At 36.9% G+C, this 16,779-nt stretch carries 20 protein-coding genes and 1 tRNA gene; all 21 read right to left on the reverse strand.

Annotated elements, in window-relative coordinates:
• Positions 1–3: 3 nt before the first annotated feature.
• The 21 genes from NH288_RS05415 to NH288_RS05515 all read right to left on the reverse strand — a co-directional run bounded on the left by NH288_RS05415 (position 4) and on the right by NH288_RS05515 (position 16,770).
• Positions 4–180, reverse strand: coding sequence for a hypothetical protein (locus tag NH288_RS05415; protein WP_265213704.1), 177 nt, complete (start codon positions 178–180; stop codon positions 4–6).
• The gene (locus NH288_RS05420) at positions 181–375 is read right to left on the reverse strand and encodes a hypothetical protein (RefSeq protein ID WP_265213706.1); all 195 of its coding nucleotides are present in this window, start codon (positions 373–375) and stop codon (positions 181–183) included.
• 12 nt (positions 376–387) lie between these two features.
• Positions 388–3,147, reverse strand: coding sequence for a phage tail spike protein (locus tag NH288_RS05425; RefSeq protein WP_265213708.1), 2,760 nt, complete (start codon positions 3,145–3,147; stop codon positions 388–390).
• Positions 3,148–3,978 carry a phage tail family protein gene (locus tag NH288_RS05430; protein WP_265213710.1) on the reverse strand — a complete coding sequence of 277 codons (831 nt, stop codon included), beginning with the start codon at positions 3,976–3,978 and terminating at the stop codon, positions 3,148–3,150. It abuts the gene before it with no gap.
• Positions 3,968–7,960, reverse strand: a complete 3,993-nt coding sequence (locus NH288_RS05435) for a phage tail tape measure protein (protein ID WP_265213712.1) — start codon at positions 7,958–7,960, stop codon at positions 3,968–3,970. Before NH288_RS05435 ends, NH288_RS05430 begins: the two co-directional genes overlap by 11 nt.
• Positions 7,957–8,289: a hypothetical protein gene (locus tag NH288_RS05440; protein ID WP_265213714.1), complete on the reverse strand. Its 333-nt coding sequence runs from the start codon at positions 8,287–8,289 to the stop codon at positions 7,957–7,959. Before NH288_RS05440 ends, NH288_RS05435 begins: the two co-directional genes overlap by 4 nt.
• Before the next feature lie 26 nt (positions 8,290–8,315).
• On the reverse strand, positions 8,316–8,687 hold the full coding sequence (locus NH288_RS05445; RefSeq protein ID WP_265213716.1) for a tail assembly chaperone: 372 nt from the start codon (positions 8,685–8,687) through the stop codon (positions 8,316–8,318).
• A gap of 50 nt (positions 8,688–8,737) precedes the next feature.
• Positions 8,738–9,256 carry a phage major tail protein, TP901-1 family gene (locus NH288_RS05450; protein WP_265213718.1) on the reverse strand — a complete coding sequence of 173 codons (519 nt, stop codon included), beginning with the start codon at positions 9,254–9,256 and terminating at the stop codon, positions 8,738–8,740.
• Positions 9,257–9,265: 9 nt separating this feature from the next.
• Positions 9,266–9,532 carry a hypothetical protein gene (locus NH288_RS05455; protein WP_265213719.1) on the reverse strand — a complete coding sequence of 89 codons (267 nt, stop codon included), beginning with the start codon at positions 9,530–9,532 and terminating at the stop codon, positions 9,266–9,268.
• A gap of 102 nt (positions 9,533–9,634) precedes the next feature.
• The gene (locus tag NH288_RS05460) at positions 9,635–9,985 is read right to left on the reverse strand and encodes an HK97-gp10 family putative phage morphogenesis protein (protein ID WP_265213721.1); all 351 of its coding nucleotides are present in this window, start codon (positions 9,983–9,985) and stop codon (positions 9,635–9,637) included.
• A complete protein-coding gene (locus NH288_RS05465; RefSeq protein ID WP_265213723.1) occupies positions 9,982–10,275 on the reverse strand; it encodes a hypothetical protein in 294 nt (97 codons plus the stop codon). Before NH288_RS05465 ends, NH288_RS05460 begins: the two co-directional genes overlap by 4 nt.
• Entirely contained in the window at positions 10,272–10,607 is a 336-nt protein-coding gene (locus tag NH288_RS05470; protein WP_265213725.1) for a phage head-tail connector protein, read from the reverse strand. The genes NH288_RS05465 and NH288_RS05470 overlap by 4 nt, the downstream gene beginning before the upstream one ends.
• A 19-nt stretch (positions 10,608–10,626) precedes the next feature.
• A complete protein-coding gene (locus NH288_RS05475) occupies positions 10,627–11,508 on the reverse strand; it encodes a hypothetical protein (protein ID WP_265213727.1) in 882 nt (293 codons plus the stop codon).
• A gap of 11 nt (positions 11,509–11,519) precedes the next feature.
• Positions 11,520–12,116 (reverse strand): DUF4355 domain-containing protein, encoded by a 597-nt coding sequence (locus tag NH288_RS05480; protein WP_265213729.1) that lies wholly within the window; start codon positions 12,114–12,116, stop codon positions 11,520–11,522.
• A gap of 70 nt (positions 12,117–12,186) precedes the next feature.
• Positions 12,187–12,263, reverse strand: a tRNA-Trp gene (locus NH288_RS05485).
• 84 nt (positions 12,264–12,347) lie between these two features.
• Positions 12,348–12,560: a hypothetical protein gene (locus NH288_RS05490; protein ID WP_265213731.1), complete on the reverse strand. Its 213-nt coding sequence runs from the start codon at positions 12,558–12,560 to the stop codon at positions 12,348–12,350.
• 31 nt (positions 12,561–12,591) lie between these two features.
• Positions 12,592–12,768 (reverse strand): hypothetical protein, encoded by a 177-nt coding sequence (locus NH288_RS05495; RefSeq protein ID WP_265213733.1) that lies wholly within the window; start codon positions 12,766–12,768, stop codon positions 12,592–12,594.
• A complete protein-coding gene (locus NH288_RS05500) occupies positions 12,768–13,685 on the reverse strand; it encodes a minor capsid protein (protein ID WP_265213735.1) in 918 nt (305 codons plus the stop codon). The genes NH288_RS05495 and NH288_RS05500 overlap by 1 nt, the downstream gene beginning before the upstream one ends.
• Positions 13,624–15,054, reverse strand: coding sequence for a phage portal protein (locus tag NH288_RS05505; protein WP_265213737.1), 1,431 nt, complete (start codon positions 15,052–15,054; stop codon positions 13,624–13,626). The genes NH288_RS05500 and NH288_RS05505 overlap by 62 nt, the downstream gene beginning before the upstream one ends.
• Positions 15,051–16,316 carry a PBSX family phage terminase large subunit gene (locus tag NH288_RS05510; RefSeq protein WP_265213738.1) on the reverse strand — a complete coding sequence of 422 codons (1,266 nt, stop codon included), beginning with the start codon at positions 16,314–16,316 and terminating at the stop codon, positions 15,051–15,053. Before NH288_RS05510 ends, NH288_RS05505 begins: the two co-directional genes overlap by 4 nt.
• The gene (locus NH288_RS05515) at positions 16,300–16,770 is read right to left on the reverse strand and encodes a terminase small subunit (RefSeq protein ID WP_265213740.1); all 471 of its coding nucleotides are present in this window, start codon (positions 16,768–16,770) and stop codon (positions 16,300–16,302) included. The genes NH288_RS05510 and NH288_RS05515 overlap by 17 nt, the downstream gene beginning before the upstream one ends.
• Positions 16,771–16,779 lie beyond the last annotated feature (9 nt).

Consider the following 16,779-nt stretch of genomic DNA (forward strand, 5'->3'; position numbering starts at 1 on the left):
TGATTAATTTTCTTTTTTATTAACCTTATCTACTTCAGGTAACCTCGCATACTTATTAAAGTATTCTCTAACCCCATAAGTCGCTTGGTCAAATTCACCCATAGTAAACTTATATTTTCTAACAATTTCAATCATCTCTTTTGCTGCATTTTCGATATTGGCGTTTTCTTTATATTCCATTTAATTCTCCTCTTTAGTTTCGTTTACATTGTAATCTATGTTATTATTATCTAAAAGCTTTTTAAGTCTCTCCATTTCTTTTTCATCTTCAGATATTCTTTTATTAGCCTCTTCTAATTGAGTTTCTAGATAAAAGCTGTCATAGATTTTTTGACTTGTTAAGTTTACATATTTTTGTATTATTTGTTCGTTCATACATGCTCCTGTCTATTCCAGATATAAAGATGCCGACCTTCCAGAGTTTACATCCTTAAACCTTACATAACTACCCCGGTGCTCTATTCTTATTCCATCTGCAATTAAGTAACCCTTGCAATTGATGTCTCCACCTGATGTAATACCTCCTACAAATTCCCCTCCTGCTGCATATATGGTATCCGCGAAATAGACTTTTTTATAAAAATTTATAGGTTGTTTTCTTTCGGGATATCCTCTTCTTGCACCGACATTGTACTCATCAAAAAGTACATATGGATAAAAAACATTGTTACCCCCGTACGATATACTCAAGGCAGATTCTCTTTCATGCCTCCAATCAAGCCTATAGGACCTCTCGTTATAATTTTGTATTATTCCCAGTGTCCCAAGCTTGGTGTTTCCTGAGTAATTTTGATAAAAATCCAGTTCCTGGTCGTGCAAGTGAACCGATTTACCGTATCCGTTGTAAGTTTTAAATTCTCCTGTAAGATTCATATTTCCACTAAAGTCAATCTGACTAGCCTTGAAAGTAAATTTACTAGCTTCCTGCTTAAAGATTGACTCAGCTTGGCCACTAGTAACCTTAGTAGATAACTCACTAGCTGTCTGTGATAGCCTACTAGACAGGTTGGATATCTGACTATTTACCCCGCTAATTTTGGAGCTTACTTCACTTGATATCATGCTAGATGTCTGAGTTTTAGTGGAGTAATTATCAGCTACATAAGTCTTAATCTTGCTAGATTCGTTGGTCAGCAAGTTATCTACCTGGGTTTTAGTAGAGTAGTTTTTATCAACATAAGACTTTAAGTTACGATTCTCATTATCTACCTTGTTATTTACCGTCTTTATCTGACTAGCAACCGACTGAGTAATCGAGCTTTCTGTTTGTTTGATTTGCGATTTTAAACTTGCAATCCCACTCATATTTGTACTTATACGCTGGTCTAGATTTTTGAAATCCATCTCTATATCAGCATTTAGCTTATCAATTTTGGTATTTATAGTTGACTCAAGCCTGCCTTGACCTACCTTAAAATCCTGCTTAATGGTCTCAATGCTTCCAGTAACATTGGTAAGTCTAGCATCTACTGAGCTTCCTAGACTTGTTACCCTGCCATCTAAATTAGAAACTGCATTATTTACCTTGCTTACAGATTCATTAAAATTGTCTTCAGTTTCTTTGATTTGCTTATTAATATTTTTTATATCGTAATTGTTAGATAGGTCGATATCTACGTTCCTCAAGTATAAGGTAGACCCATCCCAATACATGGTATACTTATCAACCGAATCACCGATAAGAAAAGTGCCATCATCAAGATTCCACCTGACTTTACCGCCTCTAATCATGCCAGCGATTATAAGGTCAGCTACAAAGCCATCACCAGTGCCAAAGGTCTTAAAATCCCAATCGCCATTAGATTTTTTAGAGTTAGCAATCGCCATAGTCCCAGCACCGACATATATAACCTTGCTAGGATTATCATCTATATCCCTATCAAAGCTATAATAGCCTGCTGGCAAGCCATATTCATTGCCCTTTTTAAGCTCGTAATTGTAGCCATCTTGATTAAACATCGCCTCAGTCATAGCCTTTGTAACCCTATTTCTAAATGATAAGGTCATATCTCTTTGTTTGCTTTTAAGGGCTTCAATATCGACTTTTAAAGACTTTTCTCTTTCAAGCTGGCTTTTTACAATCTTATCTCCAAATTCTACTTCTACATTTTTTGTAATCAGATTTCTTCTGACCTTAAAAATCCTGGTCATGTAGTAGATGCCTAGGTCTTTTCTTATAATCCTAACTATATCACCTACACTAGTCCTAGACTCTTTAAAAACCTTGCTTTTAAACTGGACTAAAGGTCTTGAGATATTAACTAAAAAGTCATATCCAGCCTTGATTAAGTCTTCAGGCTTTTCTATATCCTCAAAGACTTGCACCTTGGTTCTTGGCGTCCCGTCTGAGTAACCAAACTTCTTTGTAGCTTCTTCAAGCTCAAGATATTCTTGACCTAGAGGCTTATCTATAGGGTCTCCCTTGCTTTTAGACCAGGCTACTTCATCAATTTTTATCCTGCGTCCAAAAGTATCCTTACTTTTTCCATCTTCATCAAACTTTTCTTCGCCCCTACCTCTAGGGATAATTCTTGTATAGATTTCTGACTTATCAATCTCAGCCACTACTTCAAGGGCATTAGACCCATAGACGAACCTTTCGCCTGTGTCCTCGCCCCTGTTAGATACTAATCTTACATATCTTCCAGATATCTTTGATCCGTCAAAAGTAAGATAAAAATCTAAATCCAAGCCCCAAATATTTATGACCTTGGATAAGGCTTTAAGCCTGCTCAAGTCATAAAAGTTAGTAGTTAATAGGTCGCTATCATCACAAGCCCCCACCTGCCACCTAGAGCCTTGTAAGACTGCCTCTAAAGCAGCACTAGCCTTTACTTGCTTAAGTCGCCTATCCCTTATATATCCATAGGATTTTAATTCATCAAAAAGGATATGGATAGCCTGATAAGACACATAGGAATCTTCAGAAATGGAGGATAAGACCTTATACATTTGGATTCTGTTAGGATTTTCCACATCTTTATGGGCTACAAACTCAACATCATCCATAAGGTCTATATCCTTAACCAAAACACCAAACTCTAAAATCATCAAGGAGTTTAAAGACTCAGTCTGTATAGGTGATACAAGGCTATCAGAGTTAATTTCCCTTAATAAATTTTCTTTTTTATCAAAACAATATAACATCTAAAAACTCCTAAACCTGTACTCAATTTCATAATCACACTCAGTATTAAGGCTTATAACTTCCTCACTTTGAGCGTTAAAGTCTTCCTTATCACTTATAAGATTAAGGGCAGTCATGCCATTTAGGCCATTGATTTTTACATCCTTATCAGGGGCAAAGTTTATCACATTCCCCGTCTTAAAGTTATAATCTAAAATAACTCTTAGTTCTTGGTTATAATTAACCATCATAATTTTATCAGTAGCCCTTTTAGGCATTAGTTTTATATTTAAAATCTCGATTACATCGCTAGTTTTAGGCATCTGAATTTTACTTCCAGACCCCTTTATAGTCTTACTTTGCTTGCTATACTTCATAGGGTCGACACAAACTATCTTAAAGCTTGATTTGTAAGTGTTTGAGTCTTCTACAACTTTTCCCATTTCAGTAAGCGTACCTACATAGTAATAAAAAGGATCGTCAGTCCAAGCCCACTTGCTTTCTTCCTCCAGCAAGTTTTTAGTAAGCCAGGTAAGATACTTTCTAAAAAGCTCATTATTTGGAGCAGTAAGCAAAAATTCGACTTCAATAATCACGTTTTGGACAGTAGAAGATAAAAACTTATTAGCCTGCAAACTAGCATTATTAGCCCTAGTAGCCTTGCTTCCAGCATTATTTTTCGAGCTATATTGCAAAGTTTCTATATCCCTAGCAATTATAGACCTGCCAGAAACATTAAGCGTCCTAAAGCCATCTAGATACCTATCTAGATTAGTTCCATTTACTATAGTTTGGATAGAGGCGTAACTTTTAAAAGCTGCCTCATTTGTATCAACAAACTTATATGTCAAAGTTAGCCTCCAATCTTAAATCCTTTCCTTGTTCTTGGGTTATATCCCTCGACATAGCCCTAAATTCGTTCCTACCCATCTTTAAGTTGAGTACTATAGGAATAGCCTGTCTATTTGATTCAAAGCCCCTATAGCTTGAATTAAAGCCAGTATTCACGCCTTGTATGCTATCACTCAATCCATCTACAGCCGAATTGACATATCTTTTAGACTTTTCAAGCCCGATTGCCAGTCCTTCGCCTGCATAAGAGCCTAAACTCATCATAACCCTAGATGGAGAATGAATATTTAAAGCACCTTGAATCCTGCTAGCAACATTATTAGCTATGCCACTTGCCATGCTATAAATCGTATTTTGGGTAGCTGCTAGACCGTTATTAAAGCCTATACCAGCGTTATAACCTAGGGTATACATGCTATTTTCAAGCCCTCTAAAGGAATCTACAACACCACTTGCTATGTTAGAGCTTGCACTTCTCATACTATTTCCTGCCTGAATAAAGGCGTTAGCCATCCTGCTAGCTCCTTGATTTGTAGCTGATATTATCCCATTCCACATGCTAAAAGCCTGTGATTGTACCCTGCTTGAGTGGTCAATATATATCCTGTTTGTCTTGTTAAGGGTTATATTAAAAGTGCTGTAATACCTATTTAAAGAGTTATTAGCCACACTTATAAAGTTATTCCACATAGTCCTAGTCATGCTAGTAAGCCTGTTAAAAGACTGGGTAAAGGATGAATTTAGCCTGCTATTCATATTGTTTATGCTAGCAATTATCCTGCTTACCCCCTGATTAACAGTATTAGCAATACTATTAAAGGACCTGTTGAAATTAGCCCCTAGCTTGTCTAAACCGCTATTTGCATTAGAATTTATCCTACTTAAGCTCGCATTGATATTGTTTGTGATATTATTAAAGGACTTACTAACTTCTAGATCCATATTATTTGCAGACCTAGTCATGTTTCTAGATAAGTTTTCATACTCCCTAGCAGTCGCATTGCTCATCTTACCAACATCAGCAGGTAATTTTCCCGATAGCTCGCTAGAAGACCTTTTGACATCATCGACACCCCTACCATATTTGGAGGACATATCATTTTGAATGCCAGAAAACTTCTTAGCCACATCACTACTTATATCACCAGTAGCAGATAAGACGTTTGTTTTCATATCAGCCGACTTGCCACTAATAGTTTTAGTCCAGTCTTCTACATTTTGGGTAGTTTTGCCTGTCATCGCCAAGATATCGCCCATAGTTTGGACTTTCATATCTCCAACATTACGTAAAACATCATCTTTTCCGATGCCGATATTTTTTCCCATGATAAGGCTCATATCAGATGTCTTGCTATCGATATCAGCAATCAAGTTATCCATGGTCTGATTGATATCTTTACCAGTTTCATCCGCCTTTTCCTTACCAGGGCTAAAAATACTAGTAAAGAAAGTTTTTACGCCACTTACAAGTGAACCAGTTAGAATTTTAAGGGTTTCAAGGATTGCAGTAGCTAAAGCCTTTACGATTTTAGCCCCTGCCTCAAGGATTGCAGGTAAATTCCTGATTATTCCTTTTACGATTGCTACAGTAAATTCAACACCGCTTGATATAATCTGAGGAAGATTTTCATTTATTCCTTGTATAAAGGTGATTACGACTTTAGCTGTAGTCTCCATCATTCTTGGGAGGTTATCCAGTATCCCTACAATCATATTTTGGAGTAACTGTAAGCCAAGTGATACTAATTTAGGTAAGTTCTCTTTGACTCCACTTAAAAATGACAAGACGACTCTAGTAGCTACCTCTAAAATTTTAGGTAGATTGTCAATAATTCCATCGCCTAAATTTAAAACCACTTGCATACCTGCAACAGCTAGCCTTGGCAAGTTATGGACTATGCCCTCAAGCAAAGACCCTATAAGTTCTAAAGCACTTCCTATAAGTTTTCCTGAGTTTTTGCTAATACTCTCAGCAAAGGATGATACGACCTCAATTCCTGCCTCAAGCAATCTAGGCAAGTTATTTGCTATACCTTGGATTAAGGTATTGATTATCTTCAAAGCTGAATTAATCAAGGAGTCCATGTTATTTGCTACACCTTGGGCTAAAGATACAAGGATATCAGCTCCCACCTGTATGATTGCTTTTAAATTAGCTGCTATAGCATTTGACAGATAGCTCACCATTATGGCTCCATAATCGATTAAATCAGGAAGTTTACTTGTAATGCCATCTCCAAGCTTTTTAATTATTTCAGGCCCTTTAAACCAAGCAGTTTCTATAAGCTTATCTATCTGCTCACCAAACTTGGAGTATAAAAGACCAAGACCAGCTATAGCAATCCCCACCACCGAAGCACTAAAAAGGGACTTCATGGCCACATTTGCTATAGTCACGCCTGCATTTACAGCAGTCCCAAATCCTTTCATGTTTGGTGCGACTATGCTTGTAAAACTAGCAAAAGCATTGCCGACTTGACTTAACACGCCGATTATAGGGCTAAAAGTTTGCACCACCTTACCCCCTACCACTAAAGCAGGACCTAGTGCAGCCACTAAAGCCCCAACCTTAAGGACCATTTGTCCTATAGCTTCTCGGGTTTCTTCTGATAATTTATACCATTTCCTACCCAGGTCATTTAGCTTTGTTACAAGTTCCTTGATAGTAGGTGCAACTGTACTAAAAATATCCTTAGCAATATTGCCTAAAGTACTACGTAACATTTTAAGTTTAGAACTTAAGGTATCCCAAGCTTGGGCTGCTTCTTCAGCAAGGTCGTTGCCATACATATAAGCGTCATTTGCTTGCATGATGGCATCCGCCAATAATTCATTATTTTGTGCTAAAGATTTTACGGCATTAGTCTCCCTTATTCCTCTGATTCCTAATTCGTCAAGAACCTGAGACATCTCGCCGCCTGATTTTTGTAAGTCATCTAGACCTTTCATAAAGGATTGGATAGCTATCATAGGATCCTTACGCCAAGCCTCAGAAAACTTATCAGCACTCATGCCAGAAACCTCTGCTAATTTTTTAAGCTTCATCTCACCTTCTGCTGCTGCTATAACCGTAGACTTAAGTTCTTTTTTAGTCATGCCAATTTTATTAGCAACACCATAAAGAAGCTCGCTAACATTGTCTCCGCCTCTATCAATCAAATCATAGAGTTTTTCTATAGTGTATCCGCTACCCTCAAGTTTTTTGTTTAATTCATCAATCCTGCCTTTGTTTCCAACTGCATAATCACCTAGTTTTTTCATGATGGTAGACATAGCAGTACCGCCTGCCTCAGCATTAATACCTACTGAAGACATTGCGGTTGCAAGGGCTAAAACACCAGGGGTAGTTACCCCGACTAGCCTTCCTGAAGCAGCTAGCCTCTTAGACATCTCCATAATTTCGCCCTCCGAAGTAGCAAAGTTATTTCCAAGTCTAACTATGGCATTACCTACCTGCCTGACATTTTTACCTACATCTAGACCCATGATATTTGCAAATCTAGCAAGGGATTTCGCCCCCTCCTCACCTGCTAAGTTAGTAGCTGAACCCATCTCAGCCATAACCTTAGTAAATTCTAGCAAATCACTCTTACCATGGATACCAAGCTGGCCAGCAGTCTCAGCTAATTGTAACAAGTCGGTAGTAGAAGCAGGAATTTCAGAAGACATCTTCGATATCTCATTTCCAAAATCCTTAAGATCTTCACCAGCAAGGCCAGTAGTCTTTCCAACACCTACTAGCCCCTGCTCAAAGTCAGCAAATTTTTTACCAGCTGCTGCAAAGGCAGCCCCTAAAGGTAGTGTAAGCCCTTTAGTCAATCCAGAACCTATTTTTTCAACTCCTGCCCCTATATTTTTGCTAAAATCGCCAACCTTACTAGCCTGTTTTTGCAGTTTTTCAACAGATTTTGTAGCCTTATCAAATTGGGCAGCAAATCCATAATCCACCGCCGAAAGGACAGCTTCAACTTTATAACTCATATTCCGCCCTCCTTCCTTTTAAATTCTCTAAGTCTAAGAGCAATCTGCCTTAATCTATCAAATTTTTCTTCATCTTCCTTTACGCCTAGAATTTTTTTCTCAGCCTCTTCATAATCAAAGATTTCTTTTACATCCTTGACTACATAATAAGTTTTTTTGCTTTTTTCCTCAGTCGCTTTCAAAGCCCTTTTTACAAACTCAAGCTCAATAGCTTCTTTTCTTTCATCAATTTTTCTAAGAGCATAAGCCTGCATTAAAAGCTTATATTCGACAAGTGTTAGCCTCTCTAAGCTCCTTAAATCTATATCAAGGTATCTAAGGCCATCCAAAAGCAAATCACGATAATATACAGGCTTTACTTCGCTTTTTCCTCTTCCTCCAAAGCTCCCTTTAGACCTTGATAAACTTGTAGGGCTTTCTTCTTGGTCGCTGGTTGCTCTATCAATTGAGATAAAAAATCATCACACAAAGCCCCCAAGTCTTCATGATTATCTAAAAATTCTTCAATTTCCTTATCACTAGGCTTTTTCTTACAGCTTGCAGTCGCTGCCTTAACTAAATCAGGTAGGATAAGCACATCCCCTGTATAAAGGGCAGATACTGCATTTTCAATTCCTAGCCTAATATCAATACCATTAGTATTTTTTGACCTGTCTTTTGATATTTCCGCACAAAATTTTAGTCCAAAGTTAAGTTCATAGTCGTTTCCATTGATAATTAAATTCATAATTGCTCCTTACTTAAAAAATATAGGACACTAATTAAAGTGCCCTAGCCTTATCTACTTGTTCCTTCTGTATATGGGGTAACATCCCTAAATGTGTATAGTATTGTTTGCTTATCGCTTTCAGATATAGTCGCAAAGCCTTTTTGTGGTTTGCCATCTATCTTCATAGATGAAGTAATTTCAGCTAAATCTTCAACATTTGCTGGAAGTTCCCATGAATCAAGCTTGCCTTGCATATAAAGGGCAGGATATTTCTCCCCTTGCTTCTCTCCAGCTAGGTTGATTTCCCATACTTCTAATGTTTTTTGTTCATCTACAGACCTCATAAGCATTTCATTTACTTCATCTTGACTAGCTACAGCAGTTAGATCAAGTGAGTACTCAACACCACCATCAGAATTAACAGCCCCATCCTTTGTTTTGGTAGTATCTACACTTCTTTCAGCCCCTATTTTATGCTCAATTTGGAGGGCAAGTTTGGCTGCAGATTTTTTGCTAGCTTCATCTAGAAGTCTAAACATTAATATTTTATCTTTACCATAAATTGGCTTTAATATTGCTTCGTTCATTTTCACTCCTTAATAAAATTTATAATTAAAATCCATGACACCATGCCAAAGCATTTGATTGGTCGTATCATCGATTAAAATCCTAGTGTTACTTTCAAACATATAAAAAGAGTGCAGTTTCTCTAATTTCCCGCACTCTTCTCTAATTTTTTGGCATATCTTATTACACTCAGCCCTAGACCTATCACTAGTCCATACATGGACAAAAATTGATATTTCACCCATCGAATAAGACTTGGTCATCATAGGCATGATTTGTGTCTCTCCTACAATCACAAAGGGGTATTTGCTTCCTTTCCTTGGCAAAGATTGGTAACAGTCATACCCCAGTTTTTTTATCTTGCTAAAAATTAAATCATAAAGTTCCTGCTCCATTTATCACATCTTTTCCAAATCTTTTAAGAATCCATTTTTAACATCATTCAAGGCAGGTTTTACAAAAGGTTCAGCCTCCATCTTCCTAGTACCAAACTCCACATAAGCTGCATATTCAGTATTAGGAGCTACAACAGCAGTTAGACCGCCATTTTCAATATCAAGCTCGATAGACCTTTTAGTCTCTCCAGTCGAATATCCTTTTACAAAGATAACTCCAGGGGTTGCATTTTGCTTCATCTTTTTTTGCAATAAAGCCCCATGCTTTTTAACAGTCTTTCTAGCAAATTCTAGGTTTTTGATAGTCTTAAGTTTTTTTACCAGCGTATCACCGCCATTAATTTCTATCCTCATATTTCACCTACCATATAGCCTGTCTTAGTCCTAAAGATTTCTTTAGCTAGAACCTTGTATCTCTTGCCATCAATTTCTACTTGGTCGTAATCCTTACCTAGACCCTTAATAACAAGACTGATTGCCCCTACATCTATTTTAGATAGGAGTTCATTCTTAAGCTCCACACCTAAAGCCCTGCAAGAGCAATATTTTTCATCTCGTATCTCGATAGGCTTCATCCCACCAATTTCAGAATCGTACTCATCTCTAAGTGTCCTAATAAAAATAGCTTTCTTGTCAAATCTCATAGGAGTTTCACCTCCCATTTATTAGAAAAAGAAGTCCTATTTTTAGCATAATCAAGACACTTTTCCAAAAGCTTATCCTCATACTTTGTATCGTAAGTTTCAGACCCAGCGGTCTTGGATTCTTTGCTCATGCCCTCAGAACCTATAGTGTTAAATCTGTAGATTGTAAGTTCTACAAGCACATAATTAAGTTCATCAGGCACTTCCTCGAGGACTAGAAAAGGACTCATAACACCAAGCATTTTAGCCTTTTGCAAAGCTTCAACCGACATTATCAAATCCCTATCTATATCCCCTATTAAATTTTCATAGGTCATGAGATTATCAATCATAATCCCACCTCCTTAACTTTTACGCTCCAGCTCCAGCAGGTGCTTTAATAGCGATTTTAAAGACCCCGTCAGTTCTTTCAGCAAATAGCTTGAGGGCATACATTGCATAAGTAGAAACTGATATTCTATCCAGTCCAGCTTCTCTGGCAACACCTATAATTCCAGTTTTATCAGATACAAAACCAAATCCAGCCTTGGCAATTTCACCACCAGCAACATTTGCATAAACAAGGTTTAAGTTTTCAGGTGCAGTAGTGTATATAGCTCCTTTTGGTACTAGAGAGGTAACGATAGTGGTTGTAGTTCCCATAAATCCAGTTAGGTATTGTAGACCAAAAGCCTGTTGGACTATAATGTTGCCATTTGCTAAATAATCAGCTACATCAAGAGGGTTTACAAATACGATTGTGCCTGTCCCCTCTCCTGCAAAGGCGGTATTTACATTGCCCCACGCTTGGGCAAAAGCATCTTTCACGCTTTTTGCAGTAACTGATTTCTTAGTAGACTTTAATTGTGTGAAAAAGTCATTTCTGATATTTTCTTGCATTTCTCTTAGCATTAAGTTATCTGATTTAATAACCGCTTCGGTAAATCCTCTTTTTTGGATTTCCTCAGCTGGTACTAGCTTTCTATACTTTTTGTACTCAAGTGTATATTCTTGGTCTGGTTCCCTTTTAGTGGTAGATAGAGGGATTATGTCACCAGGTGCAACATTCCCATCTGCTAGGGTAACACTTGACTTATAAGTCTTGATAGTATCACCAATATTAAGTTTTTGTGCTCTTTGAATTCCTAGCATTTCTTGTAGGGACTCAATTTTATTTCCAAAAATATTTACAAAATCAATATCTGCAACTTTAAGATAATTTGCAGAAGTCATTGTATTTTCTAAAACAGCCATATTTTCTCCTTTTACTCAAATAATTCTAGATTTTCAGCAATTGCAGCCTGTCTTTTTACTGAGTCTTTAATCCCCAGTATTTCAGCCTTAGTTGCACTTGCCGACTTTGTTCCGCTTGTCTTAACTTCAGGACTTTTGCCCCTCAAGGCCTCGGTGATTCCATTTTCCACCGCCTCCTTAAACTCTTTAGCAAAGTCCTTAACATTTTCCTTAGTAGATTCAGCTTCATCTGTAATCAAATTAGCTACGAGTCCATCTGAGACCTTGATTCCCTCTTCAAAAAGCATATTTTTAGCAACCTTGGCCATAGCGTTCTGATTTTCCCTTTGCTTATATGCTTCAAGCTCTTTTTCATACTTTTCAAGCTTGTACTTTAGCTGGTCTTCCTCATTCATCTTTTCCAGCTTTTGGGCTTCTTCAAGTTCCTTGATTTTCTCTTCTTGCTGTTTTTGCCACTTAGCTTGCTTTTTCTTAACGATCTCATCAACATCTTGGTCTGAATATTTTAATTCAGCTTCTTTCTTATCCTCAGTCGCTTCTTTAGTGACATCCTCAGCCTTAACTTCTTCTTGCTTCTCATCAATTACAGCTTTTTTCTCTTCTGACATAATTTCCTCCATAATTTTAAGTTGTAATGCTTAACTATCCTTAGCTTTTAGTGCCTTCAAAGCTTGGGCATGGCAGAGCTTAAAGGATTTGAACCTTCATCTTCCGGATTTGGAGTCTGGTGTTTTCCCTGATTAAACTAAAGCTCCATAAAAAAATCGCACGATAAACGCACGATTAAATTATTGATATTTACTTGTTTTGTGTGTTTTTTTTACACGATTAATTCACGATTATTTCTTAACTCCCTTGTTTACATTGTAGTATCTTTGCTTCTTCTTAAGCTTCTTAAATTCTTCCTCAGTCAAAAGCCTCTGCATAGCAATCTTGTATTTTTTGTTATAGGGATATTTCCCACAATCAATTAACTTCCTAACATTTTCAGCGTCTTTCTTGCATAAAAAATGAGCGTGTTGCTCATAAGCACCGCCCTCTCGTATCAACATCCACTTTCTTTTAGGTAGTTTAGGATAATATCTAATTGTTAATTTCATATTTATCAAGAATTTTTTGTAAATCTTCTAGTCCCTCATGTAGACCTCTCATCATTCCTCGTAAAAAGGTTATGATAAAAGGAGCTAAAACAAAATACCAAGGCCAAGAAATATAGCCTAAAACCTTTAATACAATCAAAATAATTTGCAATAAAACCATCATTCCTCCTTAAAATGTGCTACAGTCGTACATCTACACCTTGGATGCCATAAAGGAATGTTATCCCCCTCGACTGCTTCTGATATCTTTACAATCTTGCCATCATGTGGGCTACAGTGCCTGCAAGCGGTAGGCTCGGTCATGATTTCTAGGTACTCATATCCTCCCTCCCTGTAGGCGTCCATCTGGGTCTGAATCCAAACCCTACCCGACTCAGTAAAGGCTAATCTTTCAGTAGCACTTTTAATATTTTTAATATCTTTACTCACCAAATCAGTAAGCTTTTTAGCAAATTCTTTAGGATTCTTACCTTGGAGGACAACCGATTCGATATTCCTTTCAAGCCTTCTAGAAAGCTCCCTAGTATCACGCCAAACCCTATCAGAAAAGCGGGCATTGTGGTAATCTTGATTGACTATAAATTCTGCACGCCTGATTATCCTTTTTTCGCTTATATTAAGCCCCAGGATGCCCGCCTGCCTTTTGTATTCATCGATAGAGCCTTGGATTAGATGTTCTTTCAAAGAATTTTCTATCTTAGATCCAGCACCTATAGCATGGACTTTCAAAATCTCACTCAATAGTTCCAAGCGATTAAGCCTCATCGTAATATTATAAAGCTTCATTTCTCGATTAGCTCTTGGAGAAAAATCCTTATCCCTCACATACCTCTTAGCTAGGGCTTCATAATCTTTGACATCAGCCTTGCTAATTCTTTTTCTTGCTTCTTCAATCGAGATGCCCTCAGAATTAGCAAATCTTAAGATACTTGAATTAATTTCTTTTCTTAAATTCCTTAAAAGTTCATCATAAATATAAGAAACTCTTTCTTTTGCGAAAGCTTCATCTCTTTGTTTAGACTTTAGCAGGTTTTGATACTCTCTCTGCTTCCAATAATCCTTGCTTGCTATAGACATCTATCATGCTCCAATCGTCCCCGTGGCCGTGTGGTATATCTGTATCAAATTCATCCTCTTTTTCCATCTTTTCGATTTCCTCTTTTGCATTATCGACAATTGATAAATAAGATAAGGCAGTTTCTTGACTGACCAACCCATTAAGAGAATTTACCACCTGTGCTTCCTCTAATACGTTCTTAGGGGCGTTTCTGGTAAACTGGTATGAAATACCCTTGTAGTCATCTTCTTTCCATTTAGGCAAATTGCAGAGCATTTTATACCTAGCATTAAGACCAGCAGTAAATTTACGCTCCTTGGCCTTACATAAGTTATCCAGACCTTGTAATTTATAAGCTAACGCCACTCCAGAAGAATTTCCAAAGGTATCATCTGACAAGTTAGGCACCATCGCCAATTGATATATCTTTTCTTCAAGGCGGTTCAATAAATTTTCTTGAGTCTGGTCTGCATCAGGTTTAGATAAAAATCCAACATCAGGTTGAGTAGAATCAACCTCAGAATTCTTCTTAAATAAATTCCAAATCCTGTTTTCTTTTAAATCTTTCAAGTTTTCCTCATCTAGTTCTACACCAATAACTTTTAAATAGGCGTCAGCGAAGTAATCAACGTCATTAGCCTTTTCACTTACAACCTTATTAGTCTGGTTAATCAAGGTATAAACCGACTCAAAGGCCGCTTGGCACTCCTCAGTCTCCCTATACTCGATGATAGGACAAGCCCCGAAATAATGTTCAGTCCCCTCATCAATTACAAGTCCTTTTTCACCCTGCCTAAAATAATAAATCTTTTCAGAATCTGAAAAAGTCCCTTTTAAATTCCCGTCTTGGTCTGTGTAGTAATGGACTCCATACTTAATCCTCTTTCTAATCGAATTATCACGAATTACAAAACATTCCAAAGGATTAAGGTGCATAATATTTTCCTTTGCATCTTCATCCATATAAAGCATTTCATAGCCTACACCAAAGATAGACATATCTTTTGCCAGCTCGTACTGCTCATCATCTAGGTTATTAAAATCAGCAAGGTCAACAAGCTTTTCAGTAAAAGCTTCATCATCATGATTGATTTTAATAGGAATACCTAAAAAATACCCGTTAAGGGTATCCACAATATACTTAGCAAAGTTCATCACAATTCTATTGTCAGGCTTATTCAAAGGCTTAGGCACTTGATATAAAACTTCATGCTGGCCTTGATACATAGCCAGTAGAGGCTTAAACCTACTTCTTACCATGCTTTTATGCTTCATGATAAAAGTCTCAAGCATATCAGCGTCAATCACATCTTCTTTATCAATTATAAACTCCTCAAAACTAGTAGGAATCAATCCATAAGCTATATAATTCCTCTCATTAACTATCATATAAAATCACCTCTAAATACCTTAATTCCATTTCCTTTCCCAAACTGATATTCCTCAGTCGCATATCTAAGAGCGTCCAAAAGGTGGTTAAAATCATCAATAGGCTTATTAATCGATTTGCCAAACTTGTCTTTATCCCATTGATAATTAGAAATCTCAGTAATAAAATTTACACACCTTGGATGGATAACAATTTCAAATTCTTGTAAATAAGTAACTCCATTCATAATAGAGTCCTTGCCTTTTTTAGCTCCATTAACTCCAGCAAGCCCTAAAGTCCTCAACCTATCATTACTTTTTTGCTCCGCAGAGTCAGCAATTATCTTTTCCTTGCTATAACCTAAACTTTTAATTTTTTTAGCTATAGCTTCATTAGTCATAGCTTTTTCATAAAACTCATCCCAAATATAAATCTTATGGTCTTTAAAATCCACAAAAGCTACAACAAAGGCAGTTGGATCATGAACATATCCATAATCCAGACCAAAAACAGATTGAAACTCTCTCACATCTTCTAAATCAAATTTTTCTTCACGCCAATTTTCAAAAACAAGGCCATCAACAATTCCCCAATTACCAAGTCCAGCAACCTGGTATCTTCTAGGATTGTTTTTCCTCATCCTCTCAAATACTTTTTTGTCTGATTCACCTAGCCATTCATTGCACTTATAATTAGTGGTTATAGCTAAGATATCTTCATCATTTTCTGAATCAAAAAAACGCCTCTTTATCCAGTGGCGTTCATTCCACGGGTTAAAAGACAGCGTTATTTGCTTAAAAAGTGGTTCTGGCACTTTACCCCTTATAGACTCATCTAAGGTATCAAAAGAGTCCTCATCCATAATTTCATAAGCTTCTTCAATCCATAAAAAGCAAAGGTAACCCTTATCTACTGTTACCGAAGTAATCTTCAAAGGGTCATCAAGCCCCCTAAAAAGTATCTTCTGCCCAGTAGGTAAAAAAGTAAGCTCCAAAGGGCTTGTAGTCGCTTTCCAATACCTATCGACCTTAAGCCTGTGAATTGCCCACTTAAGCTGGTTAAAACACGAATCTTTAAGAGTCCTAAAAGTCTTTCTAACAACAAGAGCGTTTGAATCTGGATACTCCATAATCCTATAAATTAAATTCATAGCAGTAGTGGTCGATTTTTTACTAGCCCTAGAACCTTTTACAACCCTATACCTGCCCTTATAATTCCAAAAAGTGCCATAACCCTTACCGACAACATCAGGCAAAGAAACATTGTTAATCTTCAAGTTCATCAGCCCCCGATATAATAGTCGGCAAATCCAAAGTCATATCAACCTTATCAGTCCATAACTGATATCTTTTACCTAAAAGCTCCCATGCTTTAATAGAATCTTTATTTTGGGTAGGAATTTCAACCGTTTGTGGAGTTTGCTCCATTCCTAAAAAATTACCATTGTCATCATATATTGGTTTTTGTATAACCACAACTTGATACTCTTTTTCCTCACGTCTAGCTTGTCTTGTAAGTCCTTTTAATATCTCCTTTTGGTCAGCAATAGCTTCTTCTTCAAGCTTTTTCATTCGCTCTTCAATATAAGCTTTTATTCCAACATTTTCCAACAATTTACTAGATTGAGCCTTAGCATAATTTTCACTATAACCAGCATTTATAGCCGCCTGATAAGCATTTCCAAGTTCGATGTACTCATCAGCAAATTTTATCCATTGTAATCTTAATTTCTTCAAAGCACATCA

It is taken from the genome of Anaerococcus sp. NML200537 (genome assembly GCF_026131715.1).
Lineage (GTDB): Bacteria > Bacillota > Clostridia > Tissierellales > Peptoniphilaceae > Anaerococcus > Anaerococcus kampingae.